Below are 16,948 nucleotides of genomic sequence, written 5' to 3' on the forward strand. Positions count from 1 at the left end.
CCGCGGGGGGGCGGGGGGCCGCCCCCCCCCCGGCCCACGCCAGCGCTCGATGGGACCGTGTTGGTCTCGACACCGCTCGCTGGCGCTCGCGGGCTCGACCAGCGGGTCAGTTGTCGTCGGTGCGGCGCTTGAGGTAGCGCTCGAACTCCCGGGCGATCGCGTCGCCGCTGGCCTCGGGGAGGTCGGCGGTGTCGCGGGCCTCCTCCAGGGAGCGTACGTAGTCGGAGACGTCCTCGTCCTCCTCGGCGAGGTCGTTGACGCCGCGCTCCCAGGCTCGGGAGTCCTCGGGGAGGTCGCCGAGGGGGATCGAGCACTGCAGGAGGTCCTCGAGCTTGTTGATGATCGCGAGGGTGGCCTTGGGGCACGGCGGGGCCGCGACGTAGTGGGGGACCGCGGCCCAGTAGGAGACCGCGGGGATGTCGGACTGGACGCAGGCCTCCTGGAGCACGCCGACGATGCCGGTCGGCCCCTCGTAGGACGGCGAGTCGAGCTTGAGGCGGTCGACGAGGTCGGGCTCGGTGGCGGTTCCGGAGACCGGGATCGGCCGGGTGTGCGGAGCATCCGCGAGGAGCGCCCCGAGGGTCACCACGAGCTGGCCGCCGAGCTCGTCGACGCACTCCAGGATCTCGCCGACGAACTGCTTCCAGCGCATGTTCGGCTCGATGCCGCGCACCAGGATGATGTCGCGGTCCAGGTCGGGCGGGGAGCAGACGGCGACCTGGGTCGTGGGCCAGGTGATGGAACGGAAGCCGTTCTCGTCGGTGCTGGTGACCGGCCGGTTGACCTGGTAGTCGTAGAAGTCCTCGGGGTCGATCTCGGCGACCACCCGCGCGTGCCAGACGTCCATCAGATGGTCCACCGTGCCGGAGGCGGCGTCGGCCGCGTCGTTCCAGCCCTCGAACGCGGCGATCACCACAGGATCGACCAGGTCGCGGGTCTCTTCGATCTCGATCACACCCTCCACCCTAGTCACCGGGACCAGAGGAGCGGTGTCGTTCACCCTGCGTACACCTCATCAATTCCCACCTGGTGGACTGCCAGTGTCAGGATTCGGAATGAAATGGCATGGCCTGCGCACCTACGCCGTAGCGTGTTTCAGGCAAAGCCGTGCCCGCCCGGGAGAGGAAACAAGAGTGAGTCTGCGCCCTGATGTCACCGAGACCCTGACCGCGACCCTGAAGAAGCGGATCATGGTGCTCGACGGTGCGATGGGCACTGCGATCCAGCGGGACCGTCCCGACGAGGCCGGCTATCGCGGCGAACGCTTCAAGGACTGGCACGTCGACCTGATCGGCAACAACGACCTGCTCAACCTGACCCAGCCGCAGATCATCGAGGGCATCCACCGCGAGTATCTCGAGGCCGGCGCCGACATCATCGAGACCAACACGTTCAACGCCAACGCGGTCTCGCTGAGCGACTACGACCTGGCTGATCTCTCCTACGAGATCAACTTCGAGGCCGCCCGCCTCGCCCGCGCGGCCGCGGACATCTACTCGACCCCCGAGAAGCCGCGCTACGTCGCCGGCGCGCTCGGCCCGACGACGCGTACGGCCTCGATCAGCCCGGACGTGAACGACCCCGGTGCCCGCAACGTCACCTACGAGCAGCTCCGCGACGCCTACGCCGAGGCGACCCGTGCGCTCCTCGAGGGCGGCTCGGACCTGATCTTCATCGAGACCATCTTCGACACCCTCAACGCCAAGGCGGCGATCTTCGGCGTCGATCAGGTCTTCGAGGAGTACGGCCGCCGCTGGCCGGTGGTCATCTCCGGGACGATCACCGACGCCAGCGGCCGCACCCTGTCGGGGCAGGTCACCGAGGCGTTCTGGGATTCCGTACGCCACGCCGAGCCGCTCCTCGTCGGCCTCAACTGTGCGCTCGGTGCCCAGGAGATGCGCCCCTACATCGCCGAGCTCGCCCGGGTGGCCGACTCCTTCGTCTCCTGCTACCCCAACGCCGGGCTGCCGAACGCCTTCGGCGAGTACGACGAGGGCCCCTCCGACACCGCGGGCCACGTCCACGAGTTCGCCACCGCCGGGTTCGTGAACCTGGTCGGCGGCTGCTGCGGCACCACGCCGGCCCACATCGCCGAGATCGCCAAGCAGGTCGAGGGCGTCGCGCCGCGCGACGTGCCCGAGGTCGAGCCCGCGCTCCGGCTCTCCGGCCTGGAGCCGTTCACCGTGACCGAGGAGAGCCTCTTCGTCAACGTGGGGGAGCGGACCAACATCACCGGGTCGGCGAAGTTCCGCAACCTGATCAAGGCCGGCGACTTCGACACCGCGCTCTCGGTGGCTGCCCAGCAGGTCGAGAACGGCGCCCAGGTCATCGACGTCAACATGGACGAGGGCATGATCGACGGCGTCGCCGCGATGACCCGGTTCCTGACCCTGATCGCCTCCGAGCCCGACATCTCCCGGGTCCCGATCATGATCGACTCCTCCAAGTGGGAGGTCATCGAGGCCGGCCTCAAGCTCGTCCAGGGCAAGCCGATCGTCAACTCGATCTCGCTCAAGGAGGGTGTGGAGTCCTTCGTCGAGCACGCCGAGCTGTGCAAGCGCTACGGCGCGGCGGCGGTCGTGATGGCCTTCGACGAGGACGGCCAGGCCGACTCCTACGAGCGCCGGATCGCGGTGTGCGAGCGGGCCTACCGGATCCTGGTGGACGAGGTGGGCTTCGACCCCGAGGACATCATCTTCGACCCCAACGTGTTCGCGGTCGCGACCGGGATCGAGGAGCACGCGACGTACGGCGTGGACTTCATCGAGGCGGTGCGCTGGATCAAGCAGAACCTCCCCGGGGCGAAGGTCTCCGGCGGCATCTCCAACGTGAGCTTCTCCTTCCGCGGCAACAACCCCGTGCGCGAGGCGATCCACGCGGTCTTCCTCTACCACGCCATCGAGGCGGGCCTGGACATGGGCATCGTCAACGCCGGCGCCCTGGTGCCCTACTCCGAGGTCGACCCCGAGCTGCGGGAGCGGATCGAGGACGTCGTGCTCAACCGGCGCGCCGACGCCGCCGAGCGGCTGCTGGAGATCGCCTCGAAGTACAACAAGGACTCACCCGAGGCGGAGGCCAAGGCCGAGGCCTGGCGCGAGCTGCCGGTCGGCGAGCGGATCACCCACGCGCTGGTCAAGGGCCTGGACGCCTACGTCGAGGCCGACACCGAAGAGCTCCGCGCCGAGATCTCGGCGCGTGGTGGCCGTCCGATCGAGGTCATCGAGGGGCCGCTGATGGACGGCATGAACGTCGTCGGTGACCTGTTCGGCGCCGGCAAGATGTTCCTGCCGCAGGTGGTCAAGAGCGCCCGGGTGATGAAGAAGGCGGTCGCCTACCTGATCCCGTTCATCGAGGCCGAGAAGAAGCCGGGCGACGCCGAGACCAAGAACGGCACCATCGTGATGGCCACGGTCAAGGGCGACGTCCACGACATCGGCAAGAACATCGTCGGCGTGGTGCTGCAGTGCAACAACTACGAGGTGATCGACCTCGGTGTGATGGTGCCGGCGCAGAAGATCCTCGACGCCGCCAAGGAGCACGACGCCGACATCATCGGCCTCTCCGGGCTGATCACGCCGTCGCTGGACGAGATGGTCGGCTTCGCCACCGAGATGCAGCGGGTCGGGCTCGACCTGCCGCTCCTCATCGGCGGCGCCACCACCTCGCGGGCCCACACCGCGGTCAAGATCGACAAGGCCTACGACGGCCCGGTCGTCTGGGTCAAGGACGCCTCCCGCTCGGTGCCGACCGCGGCCGCCCTTCTCGACACCGGCCGGCGCGAGAAGCTGATGGCCGAGGTCAAGGTCGACTACGACTCGCTGCGCGCGCGCCATGCCGAGCGGAGCGAGCGGGCGTCGCTGACGTACGTCCAGGCGAAGGCCAACAAGCCCGAGATCGACTTCTCGACGCTGCCCGCGGCCCCGGCGCAGCTCGGCGTGCACACGCTCGTCGACTACTCCATCGCCGAGCTGCGCGACTACATCGACTGGCAGCCGTTCTTCAACGCCTGGGAGATGAAGGGACGCTTCCCCGACATCCTCAACAACCCGGCGACCGGCGAGACCGCGCGCAAGCTCTTCGACGACGCCCAGGAGATGCTCGACAGGATCATCGAGGAGAAGTGGCTCGAGGCGCGCGGCGTCTACGGTCTCTTCCCGGCCAACTCGACCGGTGAGGACGTGGTCGTCTACACCGACGACACGCGCACCGAGGAGCGCGCCACGCTGTTCCAGTTGCGCCAGCAGGGCCAGCACCGCGACGGCGTCGCCAACAAGTCGCTGGCCGACTACGTCGCGCCGGTGGGCGCCGGGGCCGACCACGTCGGTGCCTTCGCCGTGACCGCCGGGATCGGCCTGCCCGACCGGGTCAAGGCGTTCAAGGACGACCTCGACGACTACTCCGCGATCCTGCTGGAGGCGCTCGCCGACCGCCTCGCCGAGGCGTTCGCGGAGCGGCTGCACCAGCGCGTACGCACGGAGTTCTGGGGCTACGCCGCCGACGAGGGCGGCGACGGCAAGCTCCCCAACGAGGACCTGATCGCCGAGAAGTACGCCGGCATCCGCCCCGCTCCGGGCTATCCGGCCTGCCCCGACCACACCGAGAAGCAGACCATCTGGTCGCTGCTCGACGTGGAGGCGAACACCGGCATCGAGCTCACCGAGTCGATGGCCATGTGGCCCGGCGCGTCGGTCTCGGGCCTCTACTACGGCCACCCCGACTCGCAGTACTTCGTCGTCGGCCGGCTCGGTCAGGACCAGGTCGCCGACTACGCCCGGCGCAAGGGCTGGACGATGACCGAGGCCGAGCGCTGGCTCTCGCCCAACCTGGGCTACGACCCCGAGGACTGAGTCTCGGGGTTGTCCAGCCACGACGGCGGCACCTGACCCACGCTGACCACGTTCCAGAAGGCTGTACGCCGCGTCAGGATCGTGACGAGGTGATAGCCGTCCGGGTGGCGGGTGAGCACGCCCGCCACCGGGTCGCGGTCCGGGTCGAGGGCGAGCGGGATCACGTGGGCCCAGGTGTCGGTGCCGGGGTACCAGTAGGCCCCGACGGTCGAGGCGTCCCACGACCCGAGGGCCGCATTGGCCTCGGCGACCGCGGGCCGGAGCCGGGTCAGGATCTCCTTGGGCGGCATGCCGGCGCGGTCGGCGTGGTCGTAGGCGATGTGGAGAGCGCCGACCGCGGTGATCCGGGAGGTGGGGTCGAAGGCCGGCTGCACCCAGCTCTCCAGCGCGGTCCGGCAGCGCTGGCAGTCGTCGTCGCGGCTCCAGTCGGTGAACTCCACGTCGTCGACGGCCAGGTCCTCCCCGCGGCTGGTGACGAGCACCAGCCGCAGCCCGTCCTGGTCGCGCAGCGGCAGCGGGTTGTGCTCGAGCCCGTCGCGGAAGTGGAGCAGCGCGGAGGCCTCGTTGACCGCGACCCGGTGGACGACCGCGCTGCGCAGTCCCTGCAGCCGCGCCGTCGGCGACTCCTGCCGGATCAGCGCCGGATCGACCAGGTCGGCGAGCCACTCGACCAGGTCGGTGGTGAGCAGCCGCTCGGCCTCAGCCGGCAGCACGGGGCGGGAGGTCAGAGGGCATGCGGGACACCGTAGCCGCCGGACTCCGACCCGCCCGCGTCGAGGCGGATAGGCTCGAGCGGTGCGACATGACGAGCAGTGGGCCAGGGGGCGGTTCACGCAGGCGCGGGTGGCTCGGCTGGCGACGGTCTCGGCCGTCGGTGCGCCGCGAATCGTGCCGATCGTCTTCGCCCTTGCGGGCGACGTGATCCTCACCGCGGTCGACCACAAGCCCAAGTCGACCACGCGGCTGCGGCGCCTCGAGGACATCGCGGCGAACCCGGCGGTGTCCCTGCTGGCCGACGCCTACGACGACGACTGGTCGCAGCTGTGGTGGGCGCGAGCCGACGGCGTCGCCCGGGTGCACGCCACCCACGACCTCGGCCCGTTGGTCGCGAAGTACGCCGACTACCGCGAGCGGCCGCCGACCGGCCCGGTGATCGTCATCGACGTCACCGGGTGGTCCGGCTGGTCGGCGACCTGAGGCCGCGGGTCAGCGCGACTGGCGGCGGAAGGGGCGCAGGATCTCCCCGCTGGGAGACGGACCGCGCGAGCGCATCGCCGCCGGCGGCACCGGCGGGGCCGCCCCGGCCCAGGGGCTGCGTACGTCCAGGACGGTGGCCCACTGCGACGCGGTCGGGCGCATCCCGGGAGGACCGGCGGCCTGGTCCATCAGCCGGGTCAGCGGACCGACCAGGATGCCGGCCTCCCCGGCGAAGGTCAGGTCGGGCCGGAGCGCGGGGGCGGCGTTGCGGTCGCCGGTGAGCACGCGGGCGATCGTGAGGGCCAGCTTGAAGCGGTCGCTGTCGGCGGTCGGCGGCAGGCCGACGTTGGTGGGGTCCTCCCAGCCGCGGGTGTCGGCGGGGGGCAGCACGCCGTCCTCGCCGGCGGGGCGGATCCCGTCACAGTCCAGCAGCATCACCCGAGGCACCGGCGAGACCGACCAGGCGATGTTGCGCGGCGAGAGGTCGCCGAGGACCAGGCCCTGCCGGTGCAGCGCGTCCATCACCGCGGCCAGCGCCCGCATCAGCAGCACCCGCTCGTAGACCCCCGGACGGCGTACGTCACCGCTGTCCACGAGCAGGCCGAGCTCGGCCAGCGCGGTGGTGGGGCCGAATCCGGCCAGGAACGGGTCGTGGACCCGCTGCATCAGGAAGCCGGCGGTGCGCAGCCCGTCGAGCACGACCGTGTGCGGCCAGGCGGCGAAGTGGTCCACCTGCAGGCCCTCGCTCTCGACGAACCCGCGGATCCGCACCAGCTCCGCCAGGGCGCGGCCGTCCACGAGACCGAGCTCGCGGGTTCGGTACAGCTTCGCGACCGTCCCGGGATGATCGGCCAGCTCGATGATGCGACCCTGCGAGCCCTGGGCGATATGGCGTCCAAGGCTCAGGTCGCTGAGCTGGATTTCGTTCACGGAACCTCCGGCCCCAGTCGTCGGTAGGCAGATCGTACGTGGCCGGGCGATCCCGTGCAGAGTCGACGGCTCATCTGGTGGCACCCGGCTGATGACAGGATGGTTCCGGGACCGGCGAAGGAGGGCGAGTGGCACGACAGGACGAGCGAGCTCGGCTCGCGGCGTGGGCGGAGCAGAACATCGCCCGGCTCGCCGAGGAGGCGAGCGCGCGGGTCGCCGACCGGATCACGACCTACTACCGGGACCGGGAGCGCGGGGCCGTCTCCCTCGACGAGCTGCGGCAGTCCTTCGCCCACAACCTGCGCTCGGTGGTCGCCGCGATCGGCGACCCGCACGCCGAGCTCGACCTGGAGGCCTCCGCCCGCACCGGCAGGCGGCGGGCCAGGCAGGCGGTGCCGCTCCCGGAGGTGCTGCAGGCCTACCGGATCTGCTTCGCCGCGCTCTGGGAGGCCCTGGTCGAGGAGGTGCAGGTCACCCGGCAGCCCACCGACGCCCTGATCGAGACCGCCGGGGTGATCTGGCGCTTCACCGACGAGCACGCCGTCGTCCTGACCGAGGCCTACCGGGCGACCACGGCCGAGCTGATGCTGGCCGAGCAGCGGCGACGCTCGGCGGTCGTCGAGGCGGTGCTCACCGGGCGTCCCGGCCCCGAGTCGGGGCCCTGGGAGGCGGCCGCGCTGCTCGGCTTCCCGACCGATGCGCTGCTGATCGTGGTCGCGGCCGAGACCAACGGGCTCGCCAAGGAGAGTCTGGTCAACGTCGAGCAGCGTCTCGCCGAGAAGGGCTTCGTCTCCGGGTGGCGGCTGACCCCGGCACAGCAGCTGGGCATCGTCTCCTTCCCCGAGGAGCGGGAGGAGGAGGTCCTGGAGACGTTGCGCGGCTTCGCGGACGCCCGCACCGGGGTGAGCCCGCCCTACGCGGCGCTCCCGGAGACTCCGCGCGCGCTGCGCCTGGCCCGAGCGGCGCTGGCCGGGCTGGAGCCGGGCAGCGCGGGGCTGCGGACCTTCGACCACAGCCCGCTGGCCGCGCTCGTCGTCTACGAACCGGCCGAGGGCCGCCGGCTCGCGGAGAGCGTCCTGGGGGAGGTGCTGCGCCAGCCCGCCGAGGACCGGGAGCTGCTGCTCGAGACCCTCGACATGTACCTGGAGCAGTCCGGCTCCGCCGAGCGCGCCGCCACCCTTCTCTACTGTCACCCCAACACGGTGCGCAACCGGCTGCGCCGGATCCAGGAGCTGACCGGCCGGTCCCTGGCCGAGCCGCTGGACGTCGCCGAGCTGGCGGCTGCCGCCTACGCCCTGCGGGTGGCCTCCGCGACGGAGCTGTGGGCGACCCACGCCCGGAAGCGTCCGGGCGCCGGCCCGCTGCGCTCCCGGCCACCGGGTTGATCGGTGCTCGCCCGCACCGGCGAGTGGTCGGCCACCACAGCAGTCGGTGTGCGCGCCGACAGCGACCGCGGTGACCGGCGACGAGGAGCCCGGTCGCGGCGTACCGTGGTGTCCGCCAGGAACCTCAGCGAGAACGAGAAGAGGACAGGTGCCCCTCACCCACATCGAGCAGTCGACCACCCGCAACGAGGGTGGGGTCGAGTTCGGCGGCGGGCGGCAGGCGTCCGCGCCCGGTGAGGCGACCGTGGCCGACGCCATGGTCCGCCGCCCGAAGCTGCTCCCGGCGACGGCGACGGGTCGCGACGTACGCGAGCTCTTCCGCGACGACCACGTCCACGCCGGGCTGGTGGCCGATGGTGACAGGCTGCTGGCCGTCATCGAGCGCCACGACCTCACCGAGGCACACGACGACGAGCCGGCGACGGCGCTCGGGACCCTGTCGGGCCGGACCGTCGGGCCGCGGGCCGACCTGTGGACGACCTGGACCTGGATGACCGGCGCCGGCATCCGCCGGCTCGCCGTGGTCGAGGACGGTCGGTGCGTCGGGCTCCTGTGCCTGAAGCGCAGCGGTCGCGGTTTCTGCTGCGACGCAGGGGTCTGGGCCAGGGCCCAGGAACGGAGCGACGGGCGAGGTTGCCCGGCCGAGCCATGACGGTCGGCGACGGCGCCTTCCCGGTCTCGCCAGGAGCGGATGACGGTTCCCTGGAGGGGCCGACAACGAGTCCTGTGGACGCGAACAGGGAATGCCCGGACAGGTAAGCGACCGGCCGTCGTGCTGGTTATCGTCGGCGGTGACGCCGCGACGGAGTTGCGAGAAGGCAGGAGACCCAGGTGACGCCGCAGGACCTGGCACAGGACGTGCTGGCACCACCCGCGAAGGCGGCCATCTTCCTCACCGTGACGGTCAGGGACGGCCAGGAGCAGGCGGCCCGCGACGCGCTCGCGGACGTCGCCGGGGTCACTCGCGCGATCGGCTTCCGCATCCCGGAGGCGGCGCTCAGCTGCGTGGTCGGCATCGGGGCAGAGGCCTGGGACCGGCTCTACGCCGCCCCGCGCCCGGACGGGCTCCACCCGTTCCGCCCGCTCGCGGGGGAGAAGCACGTCGCGGTCTCCACCCCCGGCGACCTGCTGTTCCATATCCGTGCCGGACGCGCCGACCTGTGCTTCGAGCTCGGCCGCCAGCTGATGGTGCTCTTCGACGGGCTCGTCGACTGCGTCGACGAGGTCCACGGCTTCCGCTACTGGGACGAGCGCGACCTGCTGGGCTTCGTCGACGGCACCGAGAGCCCGACGGCGGCGGCCGAGTCGGGTCCGGCCGCGCTGGTCGGCTACGGCGAGACCGACCCCGAGGAGACGTACGTCGGGTCCAGCTACGTCATCGTCCAGAAGTACCTCCACGACCTGGACACCTGGGACAAGCTCTCCGTCGAGGAACAGGAGCTGATCGTCGGCCGCAAGAAGCTCAGTGACATCGAGCTGCCCGACTCGGTCAAGCCCGAGGACTCCCACGTCGCGCTCAACACCATCACCGACCCCGACGGCACCGAGCGCGTGATCGTGCGCGACAACATGCCCTTCGGTGCGGTGGGCACCGGGGAGTTCGGGACCTACTTCATCGGCTACGCCGCCGACCCGGGCGTGACCGAGGAGATGCTGCGCAACATGTTCCTGGGCCGTACGCCGGGGCGGCACGACCGGATCCTCGACTTCTCCACCGCGGTCACCGGGTGCCTGTTCTTCGTCCCGCCCGCGGCCTTCCTCGAGGACCCCGACCCGTTCCTCGCCCGCACCCCACCTCGCGAGCGACCGAGACCGGTCGCCACCGTCGACGGCTCGCTCGGCATCGGAAGCTTGGCGCACAGCGCCAGAAGGAGTGATCAAGCATGAGGAACCTTCATCGGGAGCTCGCCCCCATCTCCGAGTCCGCCTGGGGGCAGATCGAGGAGGAGGCCCGGCGTACGTTCAAGCAGCTGATCGCCGGCCGCCGCGTGGTGGACGTGGTCGGTCCCTCGGGCAGCGAGCTCGCGGCCGTCGGCACCGGTCATCTCACCCCTCTGGAGGCACCGGCCCGCGGGGTGACCGCGCGTCAGCGGCAGGCTCAGCTCCTCGTGGAGCTGCGGGCCCCGTTCCGGGTCACCCGCGAGGCCGTCGACGACGTCGAGCGCGGAGCCCAGGACTCCGACTGGCAGCCGGTCAAGGACGCCGCCACCGCGATCGCCGCCGCCGAGGACACGGCGATCTTCCACGGGTCCGCAGCGGCCGGGATCTCCGGCATCGCTCCGGCCAGCTCCAACACGCCGGTGCCGCTTCCCTCGGACCCACGGCAGGTGCCCGACGCGGTCGCCAAGGCGGTCAGCGCGCTGCGCCTGGCCGGCGTGGATGGGCCGTACGACCTGCTGCTGTCCGCCGAGGCCTACACCGCGGTCTCGGAGACGACCGACCACGGCTACCCGATCCTGCACCACCTCTCGCGGCTCCTCGACGGCGAGATCGTCTGGGCGCCGGCGCTGCAGGGCGCGCTGCTGGTCTCGACCCGCGGTGGCGACCACGAGCTCCATCTCGGGATGGACCTCTCGATCGGCTACACCGCCCACGACGCCGAGGGCATCGAGCTCTACCTCGAGGAGTCGCTGACGTTCTTCGCCTACACGGCGGAGGCGAGCGTTCCTCTGCCGGTCGGCTGAGCGGACGGAGGTGGTGGCCGCGGTGAGCACGCTCGGGGGAGCGTCGGAGGCGACCTCGGCGTCGCCGGGTGCACGCACCGACCGCGTCCTGGTCGCGGCGGCCCTGGTGGCGGCGGGCTGGGGTGCGAACCAGTTCACGCCACTCTCGGTGGTCTACCGGCTCGAGGCGGGCTGGTCGACCATGTCGGTCGTGGTGGTGTTCACCGTCTACCTGGCCGGCCTGGTCCCGGCGCTGCTCCTCGGCTGCCGGGTCGCCGACAGGTTCGGCCACCGCCGGGTCGTACGCCTCGCCCTGGCCGTCACCGCCGCCGGCAGCCTCCTGCTGGCACTGGCCGAGGTCTCGGTGGAGGCCGTCGTCGTGAGCCGGCTGGTGACCGGGGTCGCGGCCGGGCTGATCGTCTCGGCCGGCGCCGCCTGGCTCCGGGCGCTCTCGCCGGGGCCCGACCGCGGCGCCCGCTTCGCGGTGTACGCGACGGGAGCCGGTTTCGCCCTCGGGCCGCTGCTCGCGGGGACCCTGGCCGCCTGGCTCCCGGCGCCGTCCGTGGTGCCGTGCCTGGTGCACGGCGGCTTCGCGCTGCTGGTGCTCGCGCTCACCGCGCGCATCCCGGAGATGTGCGCGATCACCAGGCGTCCGCCCCCGGCGCCGGCCGGTGACCGCTGGTCGGCCATCACCCACCCCCGCTTCGTCGGGATCGTGCTGCCGGCCAGCCCGGCGATCTTCGCGGCGGTGACGGTCTCCTATGTGGTCCTGCCGCCGTTCGTCCTCGACCGCGTGCGAGACCACGCGCCGCTGTTCAGCGGGCTGGTCGCGGCGGTGACGTTGCTGGTGGGCCTCGCGGTGCAGCCGCTGGCGGCGCGGATCGACCGGCCCGGGAGCGCCCGCGCGACCCTCGTCGCGATGGGCACCGTGGTCGTCGGGCTGCTGCTCGGCGCCCTCGCCATCGAAGAGGTCTCACCGCCCTTGGTGCTGGCCGCGGCGGTCTTCCTCGGTGCCGGCTACGGCCTGACGCTGGAGTCGGGACTGGCCGAGATCGGCCGGCTGGCCCCGCCCGGCGCGCTGCCGACGGTGTCGGCGCTGTTCCAGGGCGTGGCCCACAGCGGCTTCCTCGCACCGCTGCTGCTCGCGGTCATGGCGAGGTCGGCCTCGTATCCTGAACTGATCGGGGGCCTGGCCCTGATCGGCTTCATCCTGCTCATCGGCGCCGCCGTGCACGCGGCCAGGCACGCCGACCAGGACCCCTCCCGACCCGACCCCACACCACAGGAGCTGACATGGGACGAGTGACAGTTGGACGGCCCGTGCTGCGCGTACGCGACGGGGTGGTCTCGCGGCGGCCCGACACGCTGGCCGCCGAGGAGCCGATGGAGATCCGGGTCAACGGGCGACCGCTGACCGTCACGATGCGCACGCCCGGGGGCGACTTCGACCTGGCCATCGGCTTCCTGGTCAGCGAGGGCGTCGTGCACGCCGCCGACGACGTCGCGAGCGTCCGCTACTGCGCCGGTGCCACCGCCGACGGCGGCAACACCTACAACGTGGTCGACGTCGGCCTGGCCGCGCACGTCCCGCCTCCCGACGCCTCCCTGGAGCGCAGCTTCTACACGACCTCCTCGTGCGGGCTGTGCGGGAAGGCGTCCCTGGAGGCGGTGCGTACGTCCTCGGCCTGGTCGGTCGCCGAGGACACCCTGCAGGTCACCCCTGAGCTCCTGGCGACGATGCCCGAGCGGCTGCGGGAGGCGCAGCGTGTCTTCGACAGCACCGGCGGGCTGCACGCGGCCGGGCTCTTCGACGCGGAGGGCAACCTGCTCTGCGTACGCGAGGACGTCGGCCGCCACAACGCCGTCGACAAGGTGATCGGGCACGCGCTGCGCGAGGGGCTGGTGCCGCTGCGCAACAGCATGCTGATGGTGAGCGGCCGGGCCTCCTTCGAGCTCGTCCAGAAGGCCGTGATGGCCGGCATCCCGCTGCTCGCCGCCGTCTCGGCCCCCTCCTCGCTCGCCGTCGACCTGGCCGACGACAACGGCCTCACCCTGGTCGGCTTCCTGCGCGGATCCTCGATGAACATCTACGCCGGCACCGACCGCATCGCGACCGTCCCCGTCGGCTGACGCGCTGGTCTCGACACGCCTCCGCCCAGCGGCTCCGGCGGCTCGACCAGCGGATGGCGACCGGCGGGCCGGGTGCCAGGTCAGCGGCTCGGGGTGACCCGGACCTTCACGTTCTTCATCAGCGGCTGGTCGCTCTGCAGGCTGTAGTCGCTGGCCCCGATCAGCACGTTCATCTCCGGCATGTAGCCCGCGGCGCTCCCACGTGGGAGGTCGTAGCGCAGCGCGCGGTAGCCGTGGAGGGACCGGACGCTGCCGTCCTTGGCGGTGGCGACGATGTCGACCAGGGAACCCTCGCTGATCCCGCGCGAGCGCATGTCGTCCTCGTGCATCAGGATCAACGTACGCAGGTTCTCGATGCCCCGGTAGCGGTCGTCGTCGGAGTAGATCGTGGTGTTCCACTGGTCGTGGGAGCGCATCGTCTGGAGCACGAGGACGTCCTCGTCGGCCGGGATGACGTCGGGCAGGGGCGTCGTGGAGAACTCCGCGCGGCCCGTCGGCGTGTTGAAGACCAGCTCGCGGGCCGGCTGCTTGAGCCGGAAGCCCAGCGGGAGCCGGACCCGTCGGTTGAAGTCCTCGAAGCCGATCAGGGCCTTGGCCATCACGTCGCGGATCCGGTCGTAGTCCTCGACCCACGACTCCCACGGGCTCGCGCTCTCCGGCAGGGTCGCCCGCGCCATCCCGGCGATGATCGCGGGCTCGGAGAGCAGGTGGGGTGAGGCGGGCCGCTTCATCCCGCGGGAGAGATGGACCATGCTCATCGAGTCCTCGACGGAGGTCTCCTGGAGGCCGCCGGCCTGGTGGTCCTTCTCGGTGCGGCCCAGGCAGGGCAGGATCAGCGCCGTGCGGCCGTGGACCAGGTGGCTGCGGTTGAGCTTGGTGCTCACCTGGACGGTGAGGTCGCAGCTGCGCAGCCCGCTGGTGGTGTAGACGGTGTCGGGAGCGGCCATGACGAAGTTGCCGCCCATGCCGACGAACACCTTGACCCGGCCCTCGTTCATGGCCCGGATGACACCGACGGTGTCGAGGCCGCGCTCGCGCGGCGGGGTGATGCCGCAGACCTCTTCGAGCCGGTCGAGGAACGCGCCGGTCGGCTTGTGGTCGATGCCGCAGGTGCGGTTGCCCTGGACGTTGCTGTGGCCGCGTACGGGGGAGGGGCCGGCACCTTCGCGGCCGAGGTTGCCGCGCAGCAGGAGGACGTTGACGATCTCGCGCACCGTGTCGACACCGTGCTCGTGCTGGGTGACGCCGAGGCACCAGCTGATCAGGGTCCGGTCGGAGGCGGAGTAGACCGCGGCGGCCTTGCGGATGTCGGCCTCGCTGAGCCCGGCCTGGCGGGTGAGGTCGTCCCAGGAGGTCGACTCGACCAGGTCCCGATAGTCCGAGAATCCCGAGGTGTAGCGCTCGATGAACTCGACGTCGAGCGCCTTCGGGTCGGTGCGGTGCTCCTCGAGCAGCGCCTTGGCCATCCCGCGCATCAGCGCGAGGTCGCCACCGGGGCGGACCTGCAGGTTGAGGGTGCTGGTGCGGGTGGCCTTGTTGAGGGCCATGTCGACGAACTCGTGCGGGATGATCGCCTTGCGGGCGGCCGCCTCGACCAGCGGGTTGATGTGCACGATCTGGGCGCCACGGTCGTAGGCCTCGGTCAGCGCGGTGAGCATCCGCGGCGCGTTGGAGGCGGCGTTGACGCCCAGGACGAAGAGCGCCTCGGCGCACTCCCAGTCCTTGAGGTCCGCGGTGCCCTTGCCGGTCCCGATCGCGGCGGTCAGGGCGCGCCCCGAGGCCTCGTGGCACATGTTGGAGCAGTCGGGCAGGTTGTTGGTGCCGAACTCGCGCGCCCACAGCTGATAGAGGAAGGTGGCCTCGTTGCCGAGGCGCCCCGAGGTGTAGAACGCGGCCTCGTCGGGGGAGTCCAGGCCGCGCAGCGAGTCGCCGACCAGCGCGAAGGCGTCGGCCCAGGAGATCGGCAGGTAGCGGTCGCTCGCCTCGTCGTAGACCATCGGCTCGGTCAGCCGGCCCTGGTCCTCGAGCTCGAAGTCGGACCAGGTCTCCAGCTCGCTGACCGTGTGGGCGGCGAAGAAGTCGCGGTCGACCCGCTTGCTCGTCATCTCCCAGACGACGTGCTTCATGCCGTTCTCGCACAGGTCGAGCTTGAGCCCCTTCATGTCGTCGGGCCATGCGCAGCCCGGGCAGTCGAACCCGTCGTTCTCGTGGTTCATCTTGAACATCGCCCTGGTCCCGGAGACGATGGCCTGCTCGCGGGAGAGCACCTTCATGACCGAGGCCGCCGCGCCCCAGCCGGCCGCCGGATGGTGGTAGTCGCGCTGCTTCCACTCGCCTGCGGGGACCGGCCCCTGGCCGGAGGTGTCCAGGTCGGAGGTGTGCTGATCGACCATCTCGCGCTCCTCTGCATGTCGTGACCGCGGGCGTGCCGGGAGGCCGCGCCTCGTCATCGACGTTAGTCCCGCCGGAGCGTCATCGCGAGCGGCGACAGGCCCGGCGGCCGGATCATGTCGGCTCCGACAGCGTCGGCGGTGGACGGCGACAGCGGCCCCTCTTGACAGAGTTTTAAAATCTAATACGATTTAAAAAACGAAGATCGGAGTTGCTGATGAGCGGTGCCATCCCCACGGATCGCCACCTGTACGACGAGGACCACGAAGCGTTCCGGGAGACCGCCCGAGCGTTCGTGGACAAGCACGCGGCCCCCCACGCCGAACGTTGGAGCAGGGAGGGCAAGGTCGACCGCTGGCTGTTCACCGAGGCCGCGAAGGCGGGGGTGCTCGGCTTCAACATCCCCGAGGAGTTCGGCGGGGGAGGCACCCGCGACTTCCGCTTCAACGCGATCTTCGGCGAGGAGCTCGCCCGTCACCCGGTCTCCGACGGACTCGCCGGTGTCGGGCTCTCCAACGACATCGTGATCCCCTACTTCACCGACCTGACCGACGACGAGCAGAAGCAGCGCTGGCTGCCCGGCATCGCCGCGGGCGAGCTGATCGTGGCCGTCGCGATGACCGAGCCCGGCACCGGCTCCGATCTCTCCGGCATCCGCACCAGCGCGGTCCGGGACGGCGACGACTACGTCGTCAACGGGTCCAAGGTCTTCATCTCCAACGGCCAGAACGCCGACCTGGTCGTCACGGCGGTGCGCACCGGCGAGCACCCGCACCAGGGCATCAGCCTGCTGGTGATCGAGGCCGACCGCCCGGGCTTCAAGCGCGGCCGCAACCTGGAGAAGGTCGGCCTGCACGCGCAGGACACCAGCGAGCTCTTCTTCGAGGATGTACGCGTCCCGGCGGCCAACCTGCTCGGCGAGGAGGGCAGCGGCTTCATCGGCCTGATGCGCAACCTGCCCCAGGAGCGGATCTCGATCGCCGCCAACGCGGTCGCCGCGGCCGAGGGCGTGCTCGAGCGCACCCTGACCTACGTCAAGGAGCGCCAGGCCTTCGGCAAGGCGATCGGCTCCTTCCAGAACACCAGGTTCGAGCTGGCCGACATGGTCACCGCGGTGCGGGTCAGCCGCTCCTACATCGACGACCTCCTCGCCCGGCACTCGCGCGGCGAGCTGAGCGCCGTCGACGCGGCTGCCGCGAAGTTCTGGACCACCGAGCAGTACGTCCAGGTCGTCGGCCGCTGCGTCCAGCTGCACGGCGGCTACGGCTACATGCTCGAGTACCGGATCGCGCAGGACTACCTCGACTCCCGCATCACCACCATCTACGGCGGCACGACCGAGATCATGAAAGAGATCGTCGGCCGCGACCTCGGTCTCTGACCTCCCCACCGAACAACACCGAAA

13 protein-coding genes are annotated in these 16,948 nt (G+C 71.1%); 9 read left to right on the forward strand and 4 right to left on the reverse strand.

The genetic code is table 11. From position 1 onward, the window contains the following. Positions 1–106 precede the first annotated feature (106 nt). Entirely contained in the window at positions 107–955 is an 849-nt protein-coding gene (locus ACZ6WN_RS18365; protein WP_465866545.1) for a PAC2 family protein, read from the reverse strand. Positions 956–1,133: 178 nt separating this feature from the next. Here ACZ6WN_RS18365 and metH point away from each other — a divergent pair, with 178 nt between their 5' ends. Then, positions 1,134–4,847 carry a methionine synthase gene (gene metH, locus ACZ6WN_RS18370; protein WP_465866546.1) on the forward strand — a complete coding sequence of 1,238 codons (3,714 nt, stop codon included), beginning with the start codon at positions 1,134–1,136 and terminating at the stop codon, positions 4,845–4,847. Here metH and ACZ6WN_RS18375 read toward each other — a convergent pair. After that, complete coding sequence (locus tag ACZ6WN_RS18375) at positions 4,829–5,560, reverse strand: hypothetical protein (RefSeq protein ID WP_465866547.1); 732 nt, start codon at positions 5,558–5,560, stop codon at positions 4,829–4,831. The two genes, metH and ACZ6WN_RS18375, sit on opposite strands and share 19 nt — an antisense overlap. An 82-nt stretch (positions 5,561–5,642) precedes the next feature. Here ACZ6WN_RS18375 and ACZ6WN_RS18380 point away from each other — a divergent pair, with 82 nt between their 5' ends. Continuing rightward, a complete protein-coding gene (locus ACZ6WN_RS18380) occupies positions 5,643–6,044 on the forward strand; it encodes a TIGR03668 family PPOX class F420-dependent oxidoreductase (protein WP_465866549.1) in 402 nt (133 codons plus the stop codon). Positions 6,045–6,053: 9 nt separating this feature from the next. Here the strand turns inward: ACZ6WN_RS18380 and ACZ6WN_RS18385 are convergent, their stop codons facing one another. Further along, a complete protein-coding gene (locus tag ACZ6WN_RS18385) occupies positions 6,054–6,974 on the reverse strand; it encodes a hypothetical protein (RefSeq protein WP_465866550.1) in 921 nt (306 codons plus the stop codon). A gap of 128 nt (positions 6,975–7,102) precedes the next feature. On the opposite strand from ACZ6WN_RS18385, the gene ACZ6WN_RS18390 reads away from it, so the two are divergent. The 6 genes from ACZ6WN_RS18390 to fdhD all read left to right on the forward strand — a co-directional run bounded on the left by ACZ6WN_RS18390 (position 7,103) and on the right by fdhD (position 13,152). Next, complete coding sequence (locus tag ACZ6WN_RS18390; RefSeq protein ID WP_465866551.1) at positions 7,103–8,359, forward strand: PucR family transcriptional regulator; 1,257 nt, start codon at positions 7,103–7,105, stop codon at positions 8,357–8,359. Positions 8,360–8,507: 148 nt separating this feature from the next. Further along, on the forward strand, positions 8,508–9,011 hold the full coding sequence (locus ACZ6WN_RS18395) for a CBS domain-containing protein (protein WP_465866553.1): 504 nt from the start codon (positions 8,508–8,510) through the stop codon (positions 9,009–9,011). Positions 9,012–9,190: 179 nt separating this feature from the next. Continuing rightward, a complete protein-coding gene (locus tag ACZ6WN_RS18400) occupies positions 9,191–10,246 on the forward strand; it encodes a Dyp-type peroxidase (RefSeq protein WP_465866554.1) in 1,056 nt (351 codons plus the stop codon). Then, positions 10,243–11,043, forward strand: coding sequence for a family 1 encapsulin nanocompartment shell protein (locus tag ACZ6WN_RS18405; protein ID WP_465866555.1), 801 nt, complete (start codon positions 10,243–10,245; stop codon positions 11,041–11,043). Before ACZ6WN_RS18400 ends, ACZ6WN_RS18405 begins: the two co-directional genes overlap by 4 nt. Before the next feature lie 22 nt (positions 11,044–11,065). Next, a complete protein-coding gene (locus ACZ6WN_RS18410; protein ID WP_465866556.1) occupies positions 11,066–12,328 on the forward strand; it encodes an MFS transporter in 1,263 nt (420 codons plus the stop codon). Continuing rightward, a complete protein-coding gene (fdhD, locus tag ACZ6WN_RS18415) occupies positions 12,316–13,152 on the forward strand; it encodes a formate dehydrogenase accessory sulfurtransferase FdhD (protein WP_465866558.1) in 837 nt (278 codons plus the stop codon). Before ACZ6WN_RS18410 ends, fdhD begins: the two co-directional genes overlap by 13 nt. An 80-nt stretch (positions 13,153–13,232) precedes the next feature. Here fdhD and ACZ6WN_RS18420 read toward each other — a convergent pair whose 3' ends face one another. Continuing rightward, complete coding sequence (locus ACZ6WN_RS18420) at positions 13,233–15,545, reverse strand: FdhF/YdeP family oxidoreductase (protein ID WP_465866559.1); 2,313 nt, start codon at positions 15,543–15,545, stop codon at positions 13,233–13,235. 215 nt (positions 15,546–15,760) lie between these two features. Here ACZ6WN_RS18420 and ACZ6WN_RS18425 point away from each other — a divergent pair, with 215 nt between their 5' ends. Beyond that, complete coding sequence (locus tag ACZ6WN_RS18425) at positions 15,761–16,924, forward strand: acyl-CoA dehydrogenase family protein (protein ID WP_465866561.1); 1,164 nt, start codon at positions 15,761–15,763, stop codon at positions 16,922–16,924. Positions 16,925–16,948: the final 24 nt, after the last annotated feature.

The sequence above is a fragment of the Nocardioides sp. NPDC054178 genome (assembly GCF_055585005.1).

Excerpts from the sequence above, each read along its gene's own strand:
- ACZ6WN_RS18405 (WP_465866555.1), top strand. The coding sequence starts at position 10,243 with ATGAGGAACCTTCATCGGGAGCTCGCCCCCATCTCCGAGTCCGCCTGG.
- fdhD (WP_465866558.1), top strand. The coding sequence starts at position 12,316 with ATGGGACGAGTGACAGTTGGACGGCCCGTGCTGCGCGTACGCGACGGG.
- ACZ6WN_RS18420 (WP_465866559.1), bottom strand. The coding sequence starts at position 15,545 with ATGGTCGATCAGCACACCTCCGACCTGGACACCTCCGGCCAGGGGCCG.
- ACZ6WN_RS18425 (WP_465866561.1), top strand. The coding sequence starts at position 15,761 with ATGAGCGGTGCCATCCCCACGGATCGCCACCTGTACGACGAGGACCAC.